The sequence below is a fragment of the Paenibacillus xylanilyticus genome (assembly GCF_047246825.1).
In the GTDB taxonomy this organism is placed as follows: Bacteria; Bacillota; Bacilli; order Paenibacillales; family Paenibacillaceae; genus Paenibacillus; species Paenibacillus xylanilyticus_B.
The window spans coordinates 173,183-194,587 of record NZ_JBFOLB010000007.1; the positions used below are offsets into that span (position 1 = coordinate 173,183).

Here is a 21,405-nt window from a genome sequence, read left to right on the forward strand (position 1 = left end):
TTACCTATCAATTACTTTTTTCGATCCTGATCTGTCGGATTCATCATGCTGGGACGTTTCTTCATAAGCCGGAGTGGAGCTCGGACAAAAAAATCTTTCCATTCATTCAGGCTATACGGCACAACCGGACTGGCATACGGAACACCAAAGCTGCTAAGACGGACAAGATGGCTGCATATCAGAAGAAAGAACATGATCACCCCATATAATCCAAGAGCAGCCGCACTAAACATTCCAGTAAAACGAAGAATGCGCAGCGTGATTCCCGCACTGTACGTTGGAATGGAGAACGAAGAGATGGCTGTTACGGCAACCACGATCACGAGGAATGGGCTAACAATCCCCGCCTGTACAGCCGCATCCCCGATAATGAGACCCCCGACGATGCCCATCGCCGGACCAATCGGTTTGGGCAGCCGGATCCCGGCTTCCCGTAAAATTTCGATCGCTGTCTCCATAATCAAGGCTTCAATGATCGAGGGAAACGGTACACCTTTTCTTGTCTCAATAATGGTCAGTGCCAGTTTGGTTGGAATCAAACCCGGGTGGAACGAAATGAAAGAGATATACAACGCTGGTGCCAGAAGCGCCAGCATGGCTGCCAGAAAACGAAGCATCCGCAAAAATGTTCCCGGAATCCATCGATCGTAATAGTCCTCAGGCGATTGCAGCAGCATGCTGAACGTAGCCGGCACAATGAGGGCAAAAGGTGTACCGTCCAACATGATGGCAACCCTTCCTTCAAGCAGCCCGCTCATGACGCGGTCAGGCCTCTCGGTATTCTGAACCTGTTGAAACGGGCTTAGCTCATTATCCTCAATCAACTGTTCAACATATCCGGATTCCAACATGGCATCCATATTCAGTCCTTCGATCCGCTTCTGAACTTCAGCGACGAGCTCCGGGTCAGCAATATCCTGAATGTACGCAATGGCCAAATCCTTTTTGATTCGATCACCGACTTCATATTTCTGGATAAACAGGCTCTGATTGCTGCCATACCGCCGCAGTATACCTGTATTATCACTCAGTTCTTCGGTAAAACCGATTCGTGGACCGCGCAGCAATGCTTCCGACAGCGGCTCTTCTATGCTGCGTGTCTTCCCCTTGGATGTGCCAATGAGCAGCGCTCCACGCATACCCTCAATGATCAGAGCATTCTTGCCCACAAGCACGCCGAGTGCCAGCTCTTGCAGTGATTCCGTTTCCTGAATCTGGCTGACAGGAAGCAGCTGGTTTTTCAGATAATTCTTGAGATCATTCGCATGATCCGGATGCAGAAAGCTCTCCTGCTTCAGTTCTGGTACCCCATGTAACATAAGTGGTCTAATCAAATGATCATCGATCAATTGCTGATCCACCAAACCCTCGACATACATAACAGCAGCAGGTGTATTTGTCCCACGAATGATAAACTCTCGGATATGTACGTCTGCATTCTGACCAAATGTTTCTCGTGAACTGATCAAATCTGTGGCATAGTTACCTGTAAGTTTGATATTGGCGTAAGCGCCTGTTTCCATTTTCTGATTCTGGTCAGCGTTATCTGATGAAGAGCCTTTCCCTGCTTGGTTGGGTTGGTTGTTATCCTTACCTATTCCCCCACCTCTAACAGTGGATTTAAGCCAACGATTCGCTTGTAAGATTACAATGGGAATGATCAACACTAAAAAAGCCTGCACCCATATTTTCCAATCCGGAACGTGCGATAAAATTTTGGACCACATCACCCTCACCCCAACATTTCTCTAAGCTGTGAACCTGCATGTATTTCTGTGTATTCTTTCCCTGAAGTCTCACAATAATTCCCGTATTTTTGACGTTATAAAAAAACAGGCCCCTGATTAGGAGCCCGCTTCTTTTGTGGCAGTTTATAGTGAGAAAGAAATATTTTAAACAATCTTCGTTACTTGCTGAGCTTTGGCATCAAGCAGCTGTGCTGACGCAGCAATGGTTGTAAAATCATTCAATGCTATCTCAATTTGCTGCTGGCTCTGTTCTACGTATTCGTCTACTTTCTGTGTTCCCCCGGTAATGTTCTTCATCTCTTTTGTTATACCATTCACACTGTCCCGGATTTCATTAATGGAATTCTCCACCATGCTCGACAGCTTTTTGACTTCCTTGGCTACCACATCGAACCCACGTCCATACTCGCCCGCATGTGCCGCTTCAATGGCAGCATTCAGCGCCAAAAGCTGTGTCTGCGACGCAATTTCCCGAATGGTTTTGACAACCCCCTGAATGGAGACTGCCTGCTCCTGCAAATGAGTCAGCGTAGCCCGATTATCGGCTGATACTTCTGAAATTTGCGTAATGGTGGACATCAGATCCCGACTGCGTTCTATACCAATATCAGCATGCTCATTCAGTTCATGTGACATCGTTTTCAATTCATGGACCACGGCCGAAATATTTCGCTGACGGCTTGTAATGTTCGTGGCAATTTTGGACACCCCGAGAACCCTCTGGTTGAATTCATCATAGACAGGCATGTATGTGGCTTCGAGCCAGACCGAATTACCTTTTGCATCCTTGCGTTCAATCTTGTCCTGGAAACTTACCCCGTTAAAAATGCTCTGCCAGAACCGCTCATAATCCGGGCTGTTCGCAAATTCAGCAAAGCACAATTGCCGATGATGCATCCCATTCATTTCGTCTACCTGGTACCCCATCGTACTCGCAAAGACTTCATTAACGTAGGTCACTCGCTTGTCCAGATCGAAACGAATGATCGCCAGATTTTTTTCCATGGCCCTAATAACCAACTCATCAGTGACAGCATCTTTCTTTTCCAACTCTAATGTAAGCAACTGATTTCCCCCCACACTTCAATCCGTAATAGATTACTACAAACAAATATGCAAAAAATAGACACTGGGCTCCCCAACCGTTATGTATATGTATAATAAAGTTCTGAAAGCTCCTACTATTGATACCCCAATTCGGGGCATTTGGATCACTTCCATCTTGTTTTTTCAAAAAAAAGTTCGCCTAACAATCTTTTGGCCTACACGAAAAAGAACCGCTCCAACAGAACGGTCCTTTCACTATTATAATCTTAAGATCCGAATTCATTATCGCGCCTATGTTCAAGCTAAGTCCTGCTTACGGGAGGAGTCCAGCGCTTCGCCTCACTGTCGTTGGGATACTGGATGCCAGCAGGGTAAGAAATCAGTTCAATCAGCATCCCCCACGGTGATCGCCCATACACGAACTGATTGCCTTCCCCGCTTTCGATTGGGCCGGATAAAGGGCCTATATAACAGTGTCAGATCATCCCCTGTATCCGGAATCAGCCGCGAGGCAGCTTGTCCGCATACCTGCTGCGCAGTTCAGCGAGCCGTTCGAGCTTGGATAACGCCAGCTCCTTCTGCAGCAATCCCACAGCCAGCACCAGCTGCTCCATAAGCAGAAGCGGAGTAACCATGGAGTGGAATTCACCCAGCTCCCCCCGGCTTACATAGAAGGACAACTCTGTGGCCAGTCCATATAACAGATCCTCCCGGTCTGTCACGAGCACAGCCTTGCTGCTTACTTCCTTCGCATAATCCAGTATGACCTCCGCCTCAGGCAGCAGACGGGTGAAACTCATCAGTAAAACCATATCCTCCTGCTGCATGTGCATCAGGGATTCAAGCAGTTCATGTCCGCTCCCGGCAAGATGGATGACTGTTAATCCGAATCTGGATAACCGGAATGACAGCAGCTCCGCCAAACCAGCTGAAGGTCCCGGAGCGTAAAGATATACTCTTCTTGCTTCAGCGAGGATGGAAGCTGCATGCTCCAGATCTCCCTGTTTCATATGCGATAAGGTCTCCTGCAGATGGGACACCGAGGCTTCCAGCAATTGCACAGGCAAGCTGCTCGTGTCCATGCGGGAGATCGTTTTATTTAACTTGAGTGCAGGTGTGGTGTCTTCGGAAGTGCGCAGCCGTATTTTGAATGCTTTGGCATTGTCATACCCAACGGCGCGCCAAAAGCGGGATACCGTTGCTATGCTGACGCCTAGTCTGTCGGCGATCTCCTGCTCTGTCATGAACAATATCTCTTCAGGGTTACGTTCAACAAAATCGGCAATTTTCAGATGACCAGGTGACAGCTGTTCTTTCTGGGCAAATAAATTCATTCCGGATACACTCCTTTTCTCGCTCTGCCATCAGTATAACAGCTGGCTCGAGATCTAGTGGTTTATGTATGTAATATTTTTTTCATTTATATTTCATATTGTAATAAATATTACAACCTGTTTACAAATATCTCCCTTTGCGTTAATACTCTGCCCCTAGACTGTGGCTATGATCAACAACATTCAGGGAGGTATGTATCGATGAAGAAGATGACTGAGCGTTATACGCTGACGTCTTCACAGAAAATGATGGTGTTTGTGCTTTCCATGTCACTGTACGGCTTGTCCAACATGTTCACAGAGCTCATCCCCAAGCTTCAGCTTGGACCGATTGAATTGTCGGTTGAATATTTTGCTTTTATTCCACTGACGCTCTGCATTTTGTTCCATCCCATGATTGCCGCCCTTGGGGCCGCTCTTGGAGAAGTGATTTTTGGTGAGTTGATGCTGGGGCAATTCGGCGGGCTTGGTGAACTGGAGAAATTCATTACCTTTTCCTTCGCCATGTATGTCGCAGGCCGCATGGTCAGTGATCCGCGCAATCGCAGACAGGTTGGCGTGGCCGCTATGACTGGGGTTATCATCCATCAGTTTCTAAGTTCATTGGTCGATATCGGTAAAGTATGGATTGGTGTGGAAGAGCTCGAAGCCGTCCCTGGACTTGCCGAGAGTGTTGTGCTGATCGAAGGGGTTGGTTTCCTGAATGACGTATTGTTCTCGGGTATCCTGTTCGCTCTGCTGCCTACCTTGTACCTCGTTCCACTTCTCTATGGAAAAATCGAACCGCTGCTGGGCATTAAGCCTCGTAATCCTGGCATGAAATATGAAGGGTTTGGTTTTTTCCGTCCGAAACTGATTCTGATCGGTCTGCTGCTGCTCGCACTGGCCTTTGGCGCAGAATCCCTGTCCGAGATGGACATCAACTTCGCGGTATGGGAAACGGATTATGCCGATCAATATGGTTCCGCCTCGATCTGGATCAGTATCGGAGCCGCTGCATTGATTGCAGTAGTCACCCTGTTGATCATGCGGGCTAAACGGAGCAAAAACAATACGGCACCAGGTACGGAGAACCGCCCTTATGCCTAATATACATTCTTCTCAGTTAGCTTCTTCATCAGATTCCGCTATTGCTATTCATAACGTCACTTTTACCTATCCGGGTTCGGAAGAACCTGTCCTGAACGGAGCATCACTTGAGCTTGCCCGTGGAAGCTTCACTGCCATTATCGGAAGCAACGGATGTGGCAAGTCAACGATGTGCAAATTGTTCAACGGTCTCATTCCCCAGTTCTACACGGGGGACTTCACGGGTGAAGTCCATGTGCTCGGTGTCCCAGTGGCAGGACAAAGTGTTGCAGACTTATCCAGAAAAATCGGCTATGTCTATCAGGACTTCGACAATCAGCTGGTGCGTCCAACCGTGCTGGATGAAGCCTGCTTTGCCCCACTGAATTACGGGCTGTCCAACTATAAGGAGCTGGGTGAACGTGCCCTGGCGATGTGTGGTCTGGACTCCATCCATAATCGGTACATCTGGGAATTGAGCGGCGGCCAAAAGCACCTGCTCGCGCTGGCTGGTGCATTATCGCTGGACCCGGATATTCTCATCGTGGACGAACCTGTCTCACAACTGGATCCACAGCATGCCAGACTGATCTATGAATGCCTGTCTCGCTTGAACACAGAGCATGGCAAGACCATTATTGTCATCGAGCATCATACCGAATTTATCGCCGACTTCTGTGCGAATGTGGTCCTGATGGACAAAGGATCTGTGCTGTGGAACCTTCCGGTCAAGGAAGGGTTGAATCGGATCGCAGATCTGGAGCGGCTGGGCATTCAGCCTCCTGAAGTGACCCGGGCAGCCATTCAGGCTGCCCAATCATACAAAGGAATAGATGTATCCCCCTCCAAACATCTGGAGGATAGTCAGCTCTTCCCTATCACAGTGGAGGAAGCAGCCGTATATTTTAAGGAACAGTACCCTGCTAAGATATCAGCACTATTAGCGGTACAGGATAGACCACCCAGAGACGCGGAGAGCATGGTCCAGTTACGTTCTGAACACGAGAATGCCAATTCTCTTCCGATTGTTCAATTCAAGGATACACGTCTGCGGTACAGAGGGCTTGGCAAAAAGGAGCATGAAATCATTCGTGGGGTTAACTTTTCACTCCATGAAGGAGAACGGATCGCCCTGGTCGGCAACAATGGCGCGGGCAAGTCCTCACTGCTCAGACTCATGGCCGGCATCAGTCTGCCTCAGGAAGGCAGTGTCAGCGTGCTTGGAGAAATGACGCATCGTTCATCATTGGAACAGCTGGCAGGCCGGGTCGCCTATATTTTTCAACATTCGGCCGAGATGTTTATCGAAGACAGTGTTCGCAAAGAAGTTTCATATTTCCTGAGAACCCGCCGCATCCAGGGAGCCGATGAGCAAATCGCACATGTGCTGGATCGTTTCCGTCTTACGCCGCTACAGGAGCGGGACGCCCGTCTCCTCAGCGGTGGACAACAGCGGCGCGTGACCCTTGCGATCGGTGCAGCCATGAAGCCTGCCCTTATGCTGCTTGATGAGCCTACTGCCAATCTGGATCTGGCCACTCGGGAGGAACTGATCGGAGTATTGGATGAACTGGATCAGCATGTGCGGACAACCGTTATTGCAACCCATGATATGCAGCTGGTTACCCAATGGGCCAGTCGTGTCATCGTGCTTCACAATGGACGAGTTGAAGCCGATGGATCACCTGCCGTGGTGTTTGCTGATGAACCGCTTCTGCGTCGCTCCGGACTTGCGCTTACTCAGATGATGGAACTTTCACATCGGTTGGGTCTGTCTGCACTGTGTCCAACACCCGAGGACTTTGTTGGGAACCTTCGGAATCACTCGTTCACCAAGGAGGATGACATTCATGCAGCTTGTCCGCAACTGGTTTGACAAAATATCCATTGAACGCATTCAGCTGGAGCTGATGAATACCGTGTACGGCAGCGGTCATGCGAGCCTGTCACGAATTGACCCCCGTGTCATGCTGATCTGGTATCTCTTCTTTGCCATCGTGCCCTGGTTTATTCATAACGGAACGGTGCTGCTCGGCATGTTTCTGCTCATGGTCACCACGACCATTTTGTCCCGGGCTGCTCCCTTCATTATCATCATTCTATGTCTGGGGCTGATCGGTCAGGTGGGCTGGATGTTTATTATCTCGCTGTTCTTCGGGGGCAACCTGGAATCCGCCTTCCCCTTGCTGCTGCTGACCCTGAAGCTGTCGATCGTCTCGCTGGCAAGCATCACCGTCTTTTCCGGCATGGACCCGGAACGGATTGGGGATGGACTGCTGGCACTCGGTATGCCTGCGGCATTCTCATTCAGCCTTTCGTATGCGTACCGCATTCTGCCCGTGTTGTTTGGAGAATTCCGCAACATTATGCTGTCCTACAGACTGCGGGGTCAAGTTCCTTCCAGACCTGGCTGGCTCTACTGGCGACTCGTTGTCTATTATATGAAACTGTTTGTTGTGTCCTTCTTCCCGTTAATGCTGGCTACGGCCAAACGTTCCCGCACCACCGTTGAAGCACTGGAAACCCGTGGTTTCTCTTACGGGATGAAGCATCCTGAGTCCAAACGTCTGAAGCTGGCCCACCTGAAGATCACCCCGCGTGACATCGGTTTTCTTGCTGGCTCAGCCATCTATGCGGCTCTGCTGTTCTGGCTGGGCGGACATTATGAAATTTTGTAATTCATATACTTAACCATTCATGGAATAAAAGGAGTGTCTCATATGCGTATTGATCTTCATACCCACGGCAAATTATCCAAAAACTCTGATTTCTCCGTCGATTACTTCACCGAAATGGTCACCGAGGCCAAAGCCAGCGGACTGGACGCCCTCGCACTTACTGAACATTTCAATACCCGGCACTTCTACGATGTCTATGAGACACTGGATCGCCTCTACCCTTACAACGGGGAATATTATGATGCGGACGGACTCCTCATTTTTCCCGGGATGGAAGTGGATATTCAGGAGACAGGACATATTTTGCTGATGGGTCAAAAAGAACATATTCTTGCCGTTCGTGCCGGCCTGGAAAATTATACAGCCAAGGGGTCCTTCATCCCCTTTGCCGAGCTGCTTGATCTGGCTGAAGCCTGGCCCCTGCTCAAAATTGGTGCACACCCCTTCAGGGAATCCACTCCCCTGTATGAGCTGGACCGCGATCTGCTTGCGCGTTTGGATGCTTTCGACTTGAACGCCAAGGATATGTACAAAACCGGCATCCAGACCTGCCGAACTCAGGTTGAATCGTTCGCCCAGTCTCTTGGCAAACCCGTAACGGCTGGAAGTGACACACACCAATGTCTGCAATACGGCAGTGTCTTCAATGTCTTGGATCGCCCGTGTGCATCGGTTGCCGAACTCAAAGAGCTAATCCTTGCCAGAAGCTACAATATTGAAATCTCCCCCGATCTTCCTCTCCGCGTGAAAGCTTCGGTGATGCTGAAAAAAGTGATGAAACGTCTTGCCAAGCTCGAAACCGCCAGCTTGCAGGAAGTGTAGTCAATTGCATGATACGTTTGAATGATATTGGGCCCGCAGGAAACTGTCCTGCAGGTCCTTTTTAAGTTACATAATGTAAGTCCTCCGTGTATTGTATGATACTCCGCTATTACCATGTACTTAGTTCAGCTCCGTCACAGAATTAATAAGTTCATCGCCAATTTCGAGATTTGTGATTATTTTCACTTTTATTTTGAACCGGAACGATTACGATGAGTTTATCACTTATATTACTCGCGAGTAACCTGAGCTTAAAATTATGAACATTCCTATTTATCGATGAAGTACATGAATGAACCAGAACAACAGGAGGTACACAACATGAGTCATCCTTATGCCAAGCTGTTCACCCCATTCCACATCGGAAACATGGAAGTGAAGAATCGAATTGTCATGTCCCCCATGGGTACAAACTCTGCCGGTCCCGATGGCCGGATCTCACTTGAAGAGATTGATTACTATGAAGAACGGGCCAAAGGTGGTGCAGGCATGATCATCCTAGGTGCACAATTTCTAACGGAAGATTTGGCTCAAGGCGTGCTGGAAGGCATCGTTGAAAAGGATTATGTCGTTCCAATGCTCACGGACCTGGTAGATGCGGTGCAGCGCTATGGCACCCGAATCATTGCTCAGTTAAGCTGCGGCACCGGACGTAATGCGCTGCCAGACCGTTCGGGCAAGCCTCCGGTATCTGCCTCAGCCATCCCTGCCATCTACAATCCGGAGGTTCTATGCCACCCTCTCACGGTGGAGGAAATTCAAAAAATCATGGATCAATTTGCCTATTCGGCAGCCAGACTGAAACGGGCGGGCTTCGATGGGATCGAGATTCATGCCCATGCCGGTTATCTGATTGACCAGTTCATGTCCCCGATCTGGAACAAACGTGAGGATGAGTACGGAGGCAGTACCGAGAAGCGGATGCGGTTCGCTGTTGAGATTGTACAGGCGATCCGCAAGGCTGTAGGTCCCAATATGCCTATTCTGTTCCGAATCGCACTGGATCATCGCTTCGAAGGCGGTCGTACCGTTGAAGACAGTCTGGAGATGCTTCAGATTCTTGAACGGGCTGGTGTGGATGCCATTGATATCGATGCAGGCTCCTACGAGAGAATCGATTATATTTTCCCGCCAGCCTATCTGGGTGATGCCTGTATGGATTACATGTGTGGACCTGCACGGCAAGCGGTCAACATTCCGATCCTGAACTCTGGCAGTCATACTCCGGAGAGCGCAGTCAGGTTAATTGAATCCGGAGATGCCGACTTTGTCATGTTTGGTCGTGCACTCATTGCCGATGCCGAGCTTCCGAACAAGCTGCGCGATGATATGCGAGAGGATATTCGTCCATGTATCCGGTGTAACGAGGAATGCATCGGTCGCATTATTGAACGTAATACCAAAATCAGCTGTGCGGTCAACATTCAGGCAGCAAACGAAAAACGCTTCACCATCGATCCGGCAGAGACACCCAAGAACATCGTCGTGGTAGGTGGAGGTCCATCCGGACTGGAAGCAGCTCGTGTTGCCGCACTCAAAGGGCATAGGGTTACCCTGTATGAAAAAGAGGCCACAGTTGGCGGGCAGGTGACCAGTGCGGCTACGCCGGAATTCAAAGGTCAGCTGCGTGCATTGATTGGCTGGTATGAACGGCAGTTACAGCAGCTTCATGTGCAAGTACTGCTCAATCATGAGATCACACCGGATGATCCGGCACTCCAAGCGGCAGATCATATTTTCATTGGGGCAGGGGCAGTCCCTCTCATCCCGCCTATCCCAGGAATTGATAATGATAATGTCGTTGGGGCCATTGAGGCTCATTTGCAAAAAGAGCTTGTTCGGGGCGAACAGATCGTCATTACAGGTGGCGGCTTAACAGGTTGTGATCTGGGACTTGAGCTGGCCATGGAAGGCAAAAAAGTCACCATTGTGGAGATGCGTCCGGAAGCGGGACAGGACGTGATGTACATTAACCGTGCAGCTCTGATGCCCATGCTGGATAGTTACGGGGTTACGATACTCGGGGGTCATAAGGTCCTTTCCTTTGAAACAAATGGCTTGTATGCGGAGAAAGCCAATGGTACCAAGGTATTCATTGAGGCTGACACCATCATTAATGCGTTCGGTATGAGAAAAAATACAACGATAGCCGAACTGATCCGGGCCAAGTTTGAATCCAAAACAAGCCTTATAGGGGATTGCGTTAACATTGGCAAAGTAGGTACTGCCGTTCGCTCTGGCTTTTATGCTGCGAGTGCGATCTAAAGACAGCACAAAAAGAGCCGGACTTCGATAATGCGAAGTCTGGCTCTTTTTCTATCAATGAATCACGGAACGTAAAATACAACCGATCAACGTAATTGGGTAGCCATAGCTCGCTGCTTGAATAAAATATTAATCCCGATGCCGCGTGTCCAATATACCGTAGAAAAAGAGATCTTGCGTGATCCGCGCAAGCTTGGATGGCGACTCGTGCCCCGGCAGCAGCTTGATCAGCGTGAGCCGCTCCACAATGGCCAGCAGACATTCAGCGAAGAAGACCGTGTCGAGATTATGCCGGTAATATCCGGCTTGTTGTTCTGCAATCAAATTTTGTTCCATCAGACCCGCAATCTCGGCTTTAATTTTCACCGACTCCGCAGATTGATACAGCCCGATCCTGGTTAGTGCCGGATTTTCTCCAAGATACCGGTAGATCTGTCCCAATGATTCAATAACGGCCTCCTTGAGATCGTCCCCGTTCTTTCCTGCCTCGATATGACTATCCCGGACCACCTGAATTAACCCATTTCGAAAACCATCAATCAGCTCTGCAAAAGCTGCCTCCTTGCTCTCAAAATAAAGATAAAATGCAGGCTGTGTCACCCCCGCCCGGGCAACAATAGAGCTTACTTTCGTCTGATAGAACCCATTTAACGCGAATTCCTGTGTCGCAGCTTCCAGTAGTCGAAGTCTGCTCTCTTTACCGATAACCCCTTGTTTTCGCAATCCAGTCCTCTGCCCCCTCTCTACTCAGGGCTTGCCTCTGACATTAGGCCCTTCTCTAATTATACATAACCTATGTGCATTAATTAAGCAGACCGTGGTATCCGCCATCAGAGGCACATCGCCAGATTCAGGTTTTCTGAAGATCTACACGTTCTGCACGTTCATTTTTCTTATATTGAGTAGGCGATTCGCCCATCGTGTTGGTGAAAAGATTGGTGAAATAATTCGCATTCTGATAGCCCAGAATATGTGCGATCTCACTCACCTTAATGTCCGTTGTGCTCAGCAGTCGCTTCGCTTCCCCCATTCTTCTATAGACAATATAACGGATCGGGGAATCATCGTACTTATGTTTGAACACATGAGATAGGTAGTATGGGTTCATGTGAAAGTGTGCAGCGATATCCTGGAGCTTCAGGTGTTGAAGGTAGTTCTCATCCAGATACTCCTTGATCCGTACGGCAAGATGATCCGAATCTTGTTTTTTTGAGGCATTGGGTTGAACCAACCGCTGAACTAAGGCAAGCAGTACATCAAGTAACCCCTCACAGATCTTCTCGTATCCCGTCTTTTGATTGGAGGATTCCTCATACATGAACTCAAGCAGCTCGCCGATTCTGCCAGCGTACGCTTTGGTTTGGATATATGGAGATGCGTTTTCGGAAATTAAATGTTCGGTATGCGTTCCATCCGAATAGATATTGGCTATTCCACAATAATAAAGACTGAGTGGACAGACGGGAGAGGTACATTGTTCATGAATTACACCTTGGTTGTAGATTAGGAGATCGCCTTTTTTGACCGTATAGGGATGTTCATTAATTTTAATAATTCCTTCTCCATCAGACACATACACCATTTCACTGATATCCTCATGCATGTGACTTGGAAAGTTCCAATTGGGATTGCCGTTCACTTTGCCTATATACAGCAATCGGGAGGATGTTTCTTTTCTTGTCTTACTCATTGTTGTATCTTCCCTTCATCCGTGCATGATTCTCCTCTAGCTGTACTAATATACCCCTTTTGCCACAGCAAGATCTATAATTTTTCAGAAAAACAAAGCAAGATCTTTCATTGTCTTCCCCTACCCAATTTTTTATGATGAGTCATGCACCTGTAAATCCATCACATTTCAAGGAGTCGAGGATCGATTGAAAAAGCTGATTTTTTATATGATCGCCATTGCAACAGGAGCTCTTTTAAGCTTTGAAGGCGCACTGTACGGCAAGCTTGGAGAACAAGTCGGTACGCTGGAAGCTGATTTTTATAATTTTTTCATGGGTGCGATTATTTCACTGATTCTGTTAATTTTCTTCGGAAAAGGAAACCTCTCTGCCATCACCAAGTTTCCGAAGTGGAACCTGCTTGGTGGTTTGCTCGGGGTTACCTACCTGCTTACATTGGTTATTGGTGTTCCCATTGTAGGTGTAGGTATCTCCATGATCGCCATTGTGGTCGGGCAGATGGTGACCAGTATTCTGATCGATCATTACGGATGGCTGGGCAGCAGTCGCAAACCGGTAGGAAGCAAACGAATCGCCGCTTTGGTACTGATGCTGGGCGCGCTGGCTCTTACTTTATTCTAGAGGAGGATTACGATGGGCATCGGTTTATTAATTGTTGTCGTCACTTTGATTGGTGGAGCTGTGCTTAGTGCACAGTCCTCCATTAATGGTACCATTAGCCGAAATATCGGCTTGCTGGAGACGGTTTTTTTCACATTCGCTTCAGGCACACTGATTCTGGCCGTACTGATCAACTTTTTTGGCAGTGGACATCTGCTCGACTTGCTTCATGCACCGAAATTGCAGCTCTCTGCGGTTTTCCTGGGTTTCGGATATCTGTTCTTGTCCACCCTGGCCGTGAATAAACTAGGAGTGACCCCTGCCAACCTTACGGCCATTGTGGGTCAGATTGTTGCCGGGTTTATTATCGACGCCATGGGCCTTTTCGGTGGTGAGTTCATTGAATTCTCCTGGCAGCGGGCTGTATCCCTCGTACTGATGTTGGCTGCACTGGCTTTAATTTTCAGTGAAAAACATGATGAAGCTCAATCGGCAACGCTTAGCAAATAAATGACTGGTACACTTCGGTATCCGGTTCGACTAAGTGATCTTCAGATTGCTTGAACGTTCTTAAATAGAATGCCACTTATAAAGAAACCAAAGAAAGAAGAGCACATTGGGATCAATGGCTCTTCTTTTTTGTTGCTTATTGATTATGGTCTACATACCGAGTGAGTGGAGCTCATCCCTTATGTCTTTTAGAAATCATGTACGGTCACACAGAGCTGAATCGCAATCCCGAACGGATCCCGCACAATACCGTACCCCGGGCTAAATTCATTTTGTTCGTAAGGCACAAGTACCTTCACATTCTCATGCTGCACAAGTGAAGCATATAGTTGATCCATTGTACTTTTATCCTTGGATTGAATACATAGGGACGTGCTGTTTCCCAGCTGCCACGGTCTCTCCGTGTCCATTGCGTCCTCGGCAATCATGATCTTGTTGACCCCAATTTCCAGCACCGAATGCGTAATAAATTCATCTTGGCCAGCAGGGTATTCGAAACCCGGATTCATTTCCTTCATCTCTTTATAATTTTTCTTGAAGAGTACCTTGGCACCCAGATATTCCTCATAGAATGCAATGGCAGCTGCCGCGTCCCCGTTCATCGACAAAAATGGAATTACTTCAAAATTCATTGGTTTGCCTCCTTGTTTCGATTGGTTTACACTTATCACTATAACAATAAAAGGTGCCAATCCATGGCACCATTGAGAGGCTTCTATAATGAAAAAATCAGAACGCATGAACCAGATGCTGCGCTTTATCAATCAAAAACAGCAGTTTACTCTGCAAGATTTAATGCAGGAGTTTCAGATATCCAAGCGAACCGCGCTAAGAGATATTTCATCATTGGAAGAGCTCGGCGCCCCCATCTATGTGGAGTATGGTCGGTATGGCGGTTATCGTCTGCTTCAGCACATGCAGCTGCCTCCCATCTCGTTTAACACGGGTGAGCTGCATGCCCTTTATTTTGCCATGCAGGCCCTCCGCAGCTTTTCCAACTTGCCTTTTCAGGCTACGTTCCGTACGATTCACGAGAAATTTATGAGCGCGTTATCCGACAAACAAAGGCAGGATATTGAAAACATAGAGCACCGGGTTTCGTTCAAACACACCGAACAAATTAAGGATAGTGAAAACCTGGAGTTTCTATTGATGGCTGCAGTCCAGAATGTAGTGATACAGATTAAATATTCGAGTCGTCCCAGTGGAAAGGATAAAAGCTCATATTCGAGCATATCCACACCCCGTATCCGTACCATTCAACCCATCGCTCTCTATGCCATGAAAGGCTACTGGTATTGCCAGGCTTATGATCTGAGCAAAGATGCATACCGCGTTTTCCGATGTGATCGAATGACATCGCCAGAAGTTACGGACATTGAACCCTTAGCCCATATCAAGGAACTCAACCTACAGGATACCCACTCCCTCTGGGAGCCATCCGGGCAAGCCATTCCATTTCAATGCCTGATTGACGAAGTGGGGATGGAGCTTTTTCAACAGGAACACTTTCCATCGATGAAGCTTGAAGAGAGTAAGGGACAGACGTATCTTGTTGGTTCGTACGAACCCCAAGAGCTTGATTTTATCGTTCGATATCTTGCGGGCTATGGCAAATCCATTCAGATTGTGAAGCCCGCCCGTCTGAAGGACGCCCTAAGACAGTATTATCTGGATTTGCTGGATCATGTTTAATTCACGTGATTTAATACTTTCCAAACCCATCCTCACACGTAATATCCGATTCAAGAATGTTGTACAGATTTTGTTTGGACTTTTCCAATTTCTTTTGAGCCTCTTCAATTTCTGATATTTTCTCTTGGATAATGGAGGTTTGTTCCATTTTGGAGAACCCGTTTTTTGAGATCATGGATTGTAAATCTTGAATTGTAAAACCAACAGCCAAGCATTGTTTGACCACTTCCAGATGTTGAATGATACCTGGTGCATATTTCCAATAGTTGTTCTGGTCTCTAAGCACATACTCATCCGTGATAATTCCTATACTTTCATAATATCGAATAGTTGATATAGGAAGCTCTGCTATTTTGGCTACTTCACTAATCTTCATATGGATCACCCTCGATTCTTTCTCTTGCTATAAAGTATACTTTATAGTTTACACTCCTCATAGTGAGACGGATTGAAGCTTTAATCCAACTCACAAATATGATTTAGGGGAGATATCTACATGAATACAATTACTGGCCAATTTAATAAAACAAATGATTTTGATAAAATCGTCTTGGAACGTCATTCCGTGAAAGTCTACGACCCCGAAGTGAAAATCAGCCGCGAGGAAATGACTGAAATATTAGCGAAAGCTTCCAGGGCTCCTTCTGCCATTAACATGCAACCGTGGCGTTTCCTTATCATCGATAGTGCTGAAGGTAAAGAGAAGCTTGCACCACTGGCCTCCTTCAATCAAACGCAGGCCCTTACCTCTTCAGCTGTTATTGCCGTATTTTATGATGCTAACAACATTGAATATATGGACGAGATTTTCAGTAAATCAGTGGAACTTGGATATATGCCACAAGACATCAAGGAAATGCAGATGCAGCAGGCGAAACCTTATTATGCGAGCATGAGCCCATCTGATCTGCGTGATATGAATCTCATCGACTCAGGCCTCATTGCCATGCAGCTCATGCTCGTTGCCCGTGCCCACGGGTATGATACCAACCCAATGGCCGGTTATGATAAGGACCAGATCGCCGAAGTCTTCGGCCTGGACAAAGAACGGTTCCAACCCGTGATGTTGATCTCCATAGGCAAAGCAGCCAAAGAAGGCTATCCTTCCTATCGCCTCCCGGTTCAAACGATCGCGACTTGGGCATAATGACATATTCTCAAGAATGGCAGGAGTATGGAGGAAATGTTTATAATCTCTTGAAACAGAACTCGTCATTTTTTCATAACAAAAAGGGTCCTAATGACAATATTTTATGTCATCAGGACCCTTAACTACATTACTTAGATGTTATTGTATAAAAGAATAAAGATGTTTAATGCTGGCTTAGCTGAAGAATTCTAAATATGGATTTTAAATAATCGTTCTTTTTAGGATTCTTCTCCTATCCATTTTAAAAATCTATGATTCCATATATTTTCATAAAAATCAATCGTCTCTTCTGCAGACATAAATGGATTATTCAACGTAGAGGTTGCTTTCGGTACCATAACGTTCTCATATCCCAATCCATGAGCAAATTTAATTGTAGCATCCATACAGTATTCTGTTTGGGCACCGCAAAACTCAATACGATGTACAGCCAATTGGTCTAAAAGATCTTTTAAGTTCGTTTTGTAAAACGAATTCGCATGTGTTTTCCTCACAAAAAAATCCTGCTCTTGAACGTCCAGATCGGTATGAATAGCCCATGTTTCTTCCCCAGGTACTAATTCTTCATCACAGTGTTGAACAAAAAGGATTGGTTTATGTAATTCTCTATATAAATTAATTCTGCTATTTACTCTACTGAGTAAATTATCCAAGTCAAACAAATGATCTCCACTGTAACAAACGCCATTTTGTAAATCGATAACAATTAACACATCTGCACAAGTCCCCATCATTTTTAACCTCTTTCATTTTGAAATAAGTATATTCATTCTACTGTTTGAGATTGTACGATTTACTGTCAATTCAATAATCAAAAACCTTACGTTCAGTATATAACTAAAAAAGATGATATGACTAAGTCATATCATCTTTTAGATAACTTTTTTTTGTTAAAAGGCTTTATTAATCTTACTACTTTATTATTCGAACTGTTCAGTGACATTATAGTTGGTAAATGAAAAATCGCGTAATATCGCACTTTTTCAGCGCTTTGACTTAAATTACAATGACATTATAGTTGGTAAATGAAATTATTCCATATTGAAAAGTTACATTATAGTTGGTAAACCCATAATAACCCTATTTTACCAATTCAAATAATCACTTGATTACTTCATTGAGAATCGACATATTCGTCACAACTCTTACATAGTCCATAGCCCTCTTGGTTTAAGATCTTATCACAGCTCATACAAACACCTAATGTATTATACGTGCCACATTTAAGACATCTTCCTATGGTGAATCGACCCTCTTCCTCTGCCTCCGATAATTCATCACTATAATATAATGAATAGGAATGACAATTCTTACAAGATACATCTGCTAACTCACTTTCCGTAATTTCAGGAAAGTGTTGCTTTATTAACGAAATTATAACTTTATTCATTTTCAAGAGGTCTGATTCTGCATTCCAATGATCCCTAAACTAATGGCATATATGTTGTTTGCTCAGAGTTATATACTGCCTCCCCATTCGTATAATGAAGTCTGAAAGTACCTTTAAAGCCCTTGGATATTACTTGTAATGTAACTGTACTTGTTTCTCCTTCTGAAGAGTCAATATTAGGGAAGACTCTAACTTTTAACTCATTCCCAATTAAATTATGCTTAATTACTAGAATCTCACACTCTTCTTTAAGATCAGGTTCAGAATAGATAATTTCTATATCTGTACGATAATAAAAATTATCTTTTATTTCATTCAATGCGTCAGTTATATACTCTTGGTATTGCTCAATAATCTCAATATCATCTAAAATGTTGATACCTGCATCTGCTTCTACTTGTTCTCTCCAATCTAAAGCATGCTGTCTTTCTATTTCTTTAGCCTCAACCTTTATTTCCTCCAAATAGTTGGCTGCTTCGCTCTCCGTATATGTAGCAAATTTTCCCTCAGCTTCTGAAATAAGCTTTTGAAGTTCAGTCATACTTTTGTGGAATTTATCACTCAATTTTACATCAATAAGTTTATTATGTGCGACGTGGTTTCGGTCAGCGGTAAACTCTTGCCACAGACCACTGAACTTCCTAAAATCACATGAAAACCACGGACAAAAATAATCTTCCCAAAAATCTTTGTCTATTTCCATTTGATCCTTCAATACTTGGATTAAGTTAAGATGTAGCTTGTCCATTGATTTCGAGTTGAAAAGGATGCTATTCATCGTATCTTGGAAATGTACTAGTTTCTTTTTTTCTTCGTGGGACAGTGCATTCTCTGGTTCTGCGAAACCTTCAAATGGATTTATATCTTCGTCTCTAAAAATACTATCTTTTCGTAGTTTATGGGTTTTGTAACTTAGTATGAGTATTAAGTCTGCTGTATCAATAGACATTAAATTGGTATGAATGTTGTCAAAACTAGGAGTTCGACGTCTATACTGGTCATTTCTTAGGTTATACTTGTTTATTAAATCAACCGGCATATACTTTCCCCACCAGTCTCCTCCTAATTTGAAAAACAATATACTATTAATAAGTCTCCTAAGAGAATTTTCTACATTATGTACTTTCTTATACAACTCTTCTGCAAAAAGTTCGGACTGGCTGTCTTCCAACCATACACATTGTTCCCAATCTCCAATCATCAAATCTTTAATCTTTATCTTCACATCATGCAACTCAAGACTTGAAACATCCTTAGTTGGTAGATTGATATCTACTTTAAGTTGAAATGTCTCAGACGTAGCTACAACAGTAAAATTAATTAAGAATTCTGTATGTTTATACTCGAAGGTAGCTTTACGTATAATCTCTTTGTTTAAATAGAACTCCAATCCATTGGACCCTAGCTCAATCTGTAGTTTATTCATAATCTCATTTGTATAGGTATAGAAATTAAATTGATTATTTTTCTTATTAATCATGACAAACTTAATCAATGTCACTCCTCCTTTAGGGTAATTATCAAAGGTTCTCTTATTCAGCCTAAACAAGCTTAAATTATAAGTCAGAGAATGACAACTTTCTCTTACAAACATCACACTCAACTTGAATGAATAGACCATTTCCTGTAGGAATGAATGTATAAGCAAATTTTGCTCCTGTAACATCAGTTGGCTTACATGTATCCCACTCTCGTATCTTTTCAAGCATAACATCGGTAATTTCAAATATCATCTAGCCCTTCATCTCCTATAAATAAGTATGTTTTCTCATAATAAATTAAATACTCACTTTGTTTTCTCTCAAAGAGTGAACACGTTCATGATACTGTTCCGTTGTTTCAATTACCTGCTCAAGCTTCGCCCGGCTAAGAGGTAATTTTTCTCGTTTAGTGTGGATCATCGTCGTACAATGAAGCTTTTGTACTATTATTGAACGTGATATCCGACGATTGTATTTTGTTTTCAATGTAGTAGCCGTTTTTTCAATATTCTGCGCTAAAGTTTCATCTCTTTTTTTCCAATCTACACGTTGGTATGGCACTCTCTTGTCACCATAATTTTTCCTTTGACGCTTAGGTTTGTGACGAATACTTCGATTAATACTTGAACAATCCTTAGCTGACTCTGAATAATTCAAGTATTTTTTGACGGTTCCGGGATCAACCCCCAACCTTCTGGCCTTTTCTCGTAAGCTCAAAGCAGGATTCAAAGATAACTCATTTAACTTCTCCATCCATTCGGCACCTAGCTGCTTAATTCTGCCAACTCGAAAGATATCAGTTTCAGATTGATCCGGCCCTCTACGTGAATATATAAAACCACAGTTACACTGGAACGTGCCAACAGGTTTGGAGGTGTCCGAACACCTTGTCACACGGACAGATTCAATTACTCTGCTCCCAAAGTGGGATGCTGCCTTGTTTAAGCAGGGCCACGGGCCAATGCCGAAAGCATTAACTTTATTGTATTGATCTCTTTCCACTATATCTCTCATACTCATATCTAAAAAATACTGCATTAGAACATGTCGTAAGGGATGTGTTGCGTGCCGAGGCTTCCTCAACATTTTGTGCAGCCATGTACACTGACTACCTATATCTAAAGTGCTGCCTAAAGTTATAAGAAAAGTCGAACCGTAAAAGGAGTTGAATTGGGGAATAAGATCCATAAATCTGATGTTTCCTCCAGCAGTTAGGAATCCCATATCTTGAAGCTTGTACAGGTAGTATTTTCTGACTGCTTCAAGCCCCAGTGGCTCATAAGTCATTGTTAAAAGGTCAATAGATCTTTGAGCAATATCAACTTCCTTATTACTTCCTTCGAGAGGAAGCGGAATATTTTCTGGAAGTATAGACTCTAGTGGTATAAACTCATGTTTCTTTCCTTTTTGTGCATAGTGAATCGAAGAATCTAAAAGGTAACACTGATGTTCAACACATACCGAAACACCAGTTAGTTGATGAGAACGATGCCAGTAAGCAACACCAACCTTTAAACGATCCGCTGAAACACACTGACCACAGTACCTAAGAAAAAGAGGCCTCTCTACTCCGCTTGGAGGTAGTCCTAACCACATATAAATAGGTTGACAATTGGAGTGTACCAACGTGTAAAATATTCGATTAAATCGAGCTTCTTGAATAAAGGGACGATAATATGGAATTAGCGTGTGATGCTCCAATAAATACACAATAGGTATTGCCCTCCCTGGTATGTGAGTGTTTAACGTATGAAGATAACCAGAGTAAGCAGTTGTAGCAGAAACATTTGAATTAGAAAATAGATCTAATAATGTTTTTCTATTATTTTCATTTCCAGAATTAACATGGTACCTAGCAAAAATGCTGTATAATAATTCATCCGGTAAAGGAGTAGGAAAGTTGATCATGGTCTCTTTTTTCCTTCC

20 protein-coding genes are annotated in these 21,405 nt (G+C 44.8%); 9 read left to right on the forward strand and 11 right to left on the reverse strand.

Annotation, left to right across the window (positions count from 1 at the left end; translation table 11 throughout):
* Positions 1-11: 11 nt before the first annotated feature.
* The 3 genes from AB3N00_RS27150 to AB3N00_RS27160 form a co-directional block, all read right to left on the reverse strand.
* Positions 12-1,727 (reverse strand): spore germination protein, encoded by a 1,716-nt coding sequence (locus tag AB3N00_RS27150; protein ID WP_413037340.1) that lies wholly within the window; start codon positions 1,725-1,727, stop codon positions 12-14.
* 165 nt (positions 1,728-1,892) lie between these two features.
* Positions 1,893-2,753, reverse strand: coding sequence for a methyl-accepting chemotaxis protein (locus tag AB3N00_RS27155; RefSeq protein ID WP_413037371.1), 861 nt, complete (start codon positions 2,751-2,753; stop codon positions 1,893-1,895).
* A 542-nt stretch (positions 2,754-3,295) separates the two neighbouring features.
* Complete coding sequence (locus AB3N00_RS27160) at positions 3,296-4,129, reverse strand: MurR/RpiR family transcriptional regulator (RefSeq protein WP_413037341.1); 834 nt, start codon at positions 4,127-4,129, stop codon at positions 3,296-3,298.
* Positions 4,130-4,330: 201 nt separating this feature from the next.
* Here AB3N00_RS27160 and AB3N00_RS27165 point away from each other — a divergent pair, with 201 nt between their 5' ends.
* The 5 genes from AB3N00_RS27165 (at position 4,331) to AB3N00_RS27185 (ending at position 10,962) form a co-directional block, all read left to right on the forward strand.
* Positions 4,331-5,218, forward strand: a complete 888-nt coding sequence (locus AB3N00_RS27165) for a cell division protein FtsQ (protein ID WP_413037342.1) — start codon at positions 4,331-4,333, stop codon at positions 5,216-5,218.
* Positions 5,211-7,073, forward strand: a complete 1,863-nt coding sequence (locus tag AB3N00_RS27170; RefSeq protein WP_413037343.1) for an ABC transporter ATP-binding protein — start codon at positions 5,211-5,213, stop codon at positions 7,071-7,073. Before AB3N00_RS27165 ends, AB3N00_RS27170 begins: the two co-directional genes overlap by 8 nt.
* Positions 7,048-7,875: an energy-coupling factor transporter transmembrane component T family protein gene (locus tag AB3N00_RS27175; protein ID WP_413037344.1), complete on the forward strand. Its 828-nt coding sequence runs from the start codon at positions 7,048-7,050 to the stop codon at positions 7,873-7,875. Before AB3N00_RS27170 ends, AB3N00_RS27175 begins: the two co-directional genes overlap by 26 nt.
* 42 nt (positions 7,876-7,917) lie before the next feature.
* A complete protein-coding gene (locus AB3N00_RS27180) occupies positions 7,918-8,697 on the forward strand; it encodes a PHP domain-containing protein (protein WP_413037345.1) in 780 nt (259 codons plus the stop codon).
* Between the two features lie 321 nt (positions 8,698-9,018).
* Positions 9,019-10,962, forward strand: coding sequence for an NAD(P)/FAD-dependent oxidoreductase (locus AB3N00_RS27185; RefSeq protein ID WP_413037346.1), 1,944 nt, complete (start codon positions 9,019-9,021; stop codon positions 10,960-10,962).
* 129 nt (positions 10,963-11,091) lie between these two features.
* Here the strand turns inward: AB3N00_RS27185 and AB3N00_RS27190 are convergent, their stop codons facing one another.
* Positions 11,092-11,685: a TetR/AcrR family transcriptional regulator gene (locus AB3N00_RS27190; RefSeq protein ID WP_413037347.1), complete on the reverse strand. Its 594-nt coding sequence runs from the start codon at positions 11,683-11,685 to the stop codon at positions 11,092-11,094.
* Positions 11,686-11,812: 127 nt separating this feature from the next.
* Positions 11,813-12,652 carry an AraC family transcriptional regulator gene (locus AB3N00_RS27195; protein ID WP_413037348.1) on the reverse strand — a complete coding sequence of 280 codons (840 nt, stop codon included), beginning with the start codon at positions 12,650-12,652 and terminating at the stop codon, positions 11,813-11,815.
* A gap of 187 nt (positions 12,653-12,839) precedes the next feature.
* On the opposite strand from AB3N00_RS27195, the gene AB3N00_RS27200 reads away from it, so the two are divergent.
* Entirely contained in the window at positions 12,840-13,274 is a 435-nt protein-coding gene (locus AB3N00_RS27200) for a DMT family transporter (protein WP_376768950.1), read from the forward strand.
* A 12-nt stretch (positions 13,275-13,286) separates the two neighbouring features.
* A complete protein-coding gene (locus AB3N00_RS27205) occupies positions 13,287-13,763 on the forward strand; it encodes a DMT family transporter (protein WP_413037349.1) in 477 nt (158 codons plus the stop codon).
* Between the two features lie 188 nt (positions 13,764-13,951).
* Here the strand turns inward: AB3N00_RS27205 and AB3N00_RS27210 are convergent, their stop codons facing one another.
* Positions 13,952-14,395: a VOC family protein gene (locus tag AB3N00_RS27210; protein WP_413037350.1), complete on the reverse strand. Its 444-nt coding sequence runs from the start codon at positions 14,393-14,395 to the stop codon at positions 13,952-13,954.
* 88 nt (positions 14,396-14,483) lie between these two features.
* Between AB3N00_RS27210 and AB3N00_RS27215 the strand changes: the two genes are divergently transcribed.
* Positions 14,484-15,458, forward strand: coding sequence for a helix-turn-helix transcriptional regulator (locus AB3N00_RS27215; protein ID WP_413037351.1), 975 nt, complete (start codon positions 14,484-14,486; stop codon positions 15,456-15,458).
* Between the two features lie 10 nt (positions 15,459-15,468).
* On the opposite strand, the gene AB3N00_RS27220 is transcribed toward AB3N00_RS27215, so the two are convergent.
* On the reverse strand, positions 15,469-15,834 hold the full coding sequence (locus AB3N00_RS27220; RefSeq protein WP_413037352.1) for a MerR family transcriptional regulator: 366 nt from the start codon (positions 15,832-15,834) through the stop codon (positions 15,469-15,471).
* Positions 15,835-15,954: 120 nt separating this feature from the next.
* Between AB3N00_RS27220 and AB3N00_RS27225 the strand changes: the two genes are divergently transcribed.
* Positions 15,955-16,605, forward strand: coding sequence for a nitroreductase family protein (locus tag AB3N00_RS27225; protein WP_413037353.1), 651 nt, complete (start codon positions 15,955-15,957; stop codon positions 16,603-16,605).
* A gap of 221 nt (positions 16,606-16,826) precedes the next feature.
* Here the strand turns inward: AB3N00_RS27225 and AB3N00_RS27230 are convergent, their stop codons facing one another.
* The 4 genes from AB3N00_RS27230 to AB3N00_RS27245 all read right to left on the reverse strand — a co-directional run bounded on the left by AB3N00_RS27230 (position 16,827) and on the right by AB3N00_RS27245 (position 21,387).
* Positions 16,827-17,339 carry a cysteine hydrolase family protein gene (locus tag AB3N00_RS27230; RefSeq protein WP_413037372.1) on the reverse strand — a complete coding sequence of 171 codons (513 nt, stop codon included), beginning with the start codon at positions 17,337-17,339 and terminating at the stop codon, positions 16,827-16,829.
* 693 nt (positions 17,340-18,032) lie between these two features.
* Complete coding sequence (locus tag AB3N00_RS27235) at positions 18,033-19,493, reverse strand: hypothetical protein (protein WP_110821651.1); 1,461 nt, start codon at positions 19,491-19,493, stop codon at positions 18,033-18,035.
* Between the two features lie 61 nt (positions 19,494-19,554).
* Positions 19,555-19,731: a hypothetical protein gene (locus tag AB3N00_RS27240; RefSeq protein WP_181429897.1), complete on the reverse strand. Its 177-nt coding sequence runs from the start codon at positions 19,729-19,731 to the stop codon at positions 19,555-19,557.
* 45 nt (positions 19,732-19,776) lie between these two features.
* Entirely contained in the window at positions 19,777-21,387 is a 1,611-nt protein-coding gene (locus AB3N00_RS27245; protein ID WP_413037354.1) for a TnsD family Tn7-like transposition protein, read from the reverse strand.
* Positions 21,388-21,405 lie beyond the last annotated feature (18 nt).